At 66.2% G+C, this 1,305-nt stretch carries 1 protein-coding gene; it reads left to right on the forward strand.

Features of this window, described 5'->3' with window-relative positions:
• The first annotated feature begins 238 nt into the window (after positions 1–238).
• Complete coding sequence (locus tag ABZX75_RS34390; RefSeq protein ID WP_355418181.1) at positions 239–1,015, forward strand: hypothetical protein; 777 nt, start codon at positions 239–241, stop codon at positions 1,013–1,015.
• Positions 1,016–1,305 lie beyond the last annotated feature (290 nt).

Here is a 1,305-nt window from a genome sequence, read left to right on the forward strand (position 1 = left end):
AAACCTCCTACGCCCCCTTCACACACCCACTGGACCTCCCCGACCTGGCCTGACCAGCAACCCAACATGATCATCTGGACTTTGAATCAGCCCTGAAAGCCGCCCCGATGCACCGCCCCGAGCGCCGTCATCGGTGGCTTTCTTTTCTCTCTTTATCGGCAGAGTCCTGCGCAGCGCTGTCCCCGCGGTCTGGGTGCGGGCCGATGGGGTAGCCGTATACGAGGGAGAGTTCGCTGTGATGGGTGAATCTTCGGTGGCGGCCGCGCGCGGCCGCTCTTCGCCTTGGATGGGGTTCCAGGAGAGCCTGAACCGGGCTTCGGCCGGGCTGTGGGCCGGCTACGGCACCCACCGCCGACACGTCATGGAGTGTCTGACCGCCCACGCTCCCGACTTGCCCGGACGTCTGACCGTTCTGGGAGCGGGAAACTGCAACGACCTTGACCTGGCCACGGTCACCGCCCTCTTCCGCGAAGTACACCTGGTCGACATCGACGCCGCCGCCCTGGACGGCGCCCGGCGACGTCAGCGCATGAATTCCGTAAGCTCACTGCACGCGCACGGCGGGGTCGATGTGACCTCGCTGGACCAAGCCCGCCCGCCTGGACTCGGTCCAGCGGACGTCGTCATGTCCGCCGCGATATTGTCGCAGCTCATCGCGGGCGCCGTCGCCGAAGGCCGCGCACCCGATGGCCTCCTGCGAGTACGCGACACACACCTTGAGACCATGCTGAATCTGCTGCGCCCCGGCGGCCGGGGACTCCTGATCAACGACCTGGTCTCCTCAGACACATACCCCCAGCTACGCACGACCTCACACCACGAACTCCCACAACTCCTCATGAACCTCATACGACTAGGGAACTTCTTCACCGGATGCAACCCCTGGGCCATCGCACAACGCCTAGCCCAAGCCCCCCTCCACGCTTCACGCATCGCGGTCAGCCCCCCTTGGCGCTGGGACATAGGACCACGCAGCTACCTCGTCTGCGCCATCTCCTTCAACCACCCGCAATAAAAGTGGCGTGCTCTTTGGACCATGGGTACAAGGTTGCCGGCTGGGTCGTTGGTCGCCCTCGCAGCTCGCCTCGCTCCCATGCGCAGGCGACTGACGGCTGTGGTGTGGCCCTGGGGCGCGGGCGGTGCTGTCAGACGCCCTGTTGGGACGCAGCGCCTGCGGCGCGCTACCGCAGCCCGCCACCAGCGCGCCCTGACTGAACCGCCCCGGGGATCTTGGAGGCTCTGGACCCTGGAAGGGTTGGAGTCATGCCGGCACCGAGGAAGTACCCCGCTGAGCTGCGGGAGCGA

This window comes from Streptomyces sp. NPDC003038 (assembly GCF_040611115.1).
Classification (GTDB): domain Bacteria; phylum Actinomycetota; class Actinomycetes; order Streptomycetales; family Streptomycetaceae; genus Streptomyces.

Excerpts from the sequence above, each read along its gene's own strand:
- ABZX75_RS34390 (WP_355418181.1), top strand. The coding sequence starts at position 239 with ATGGGTGAATCTTCGGTGGCGGCCGCGCGCGGCCGCTCTTCGCCTTGG.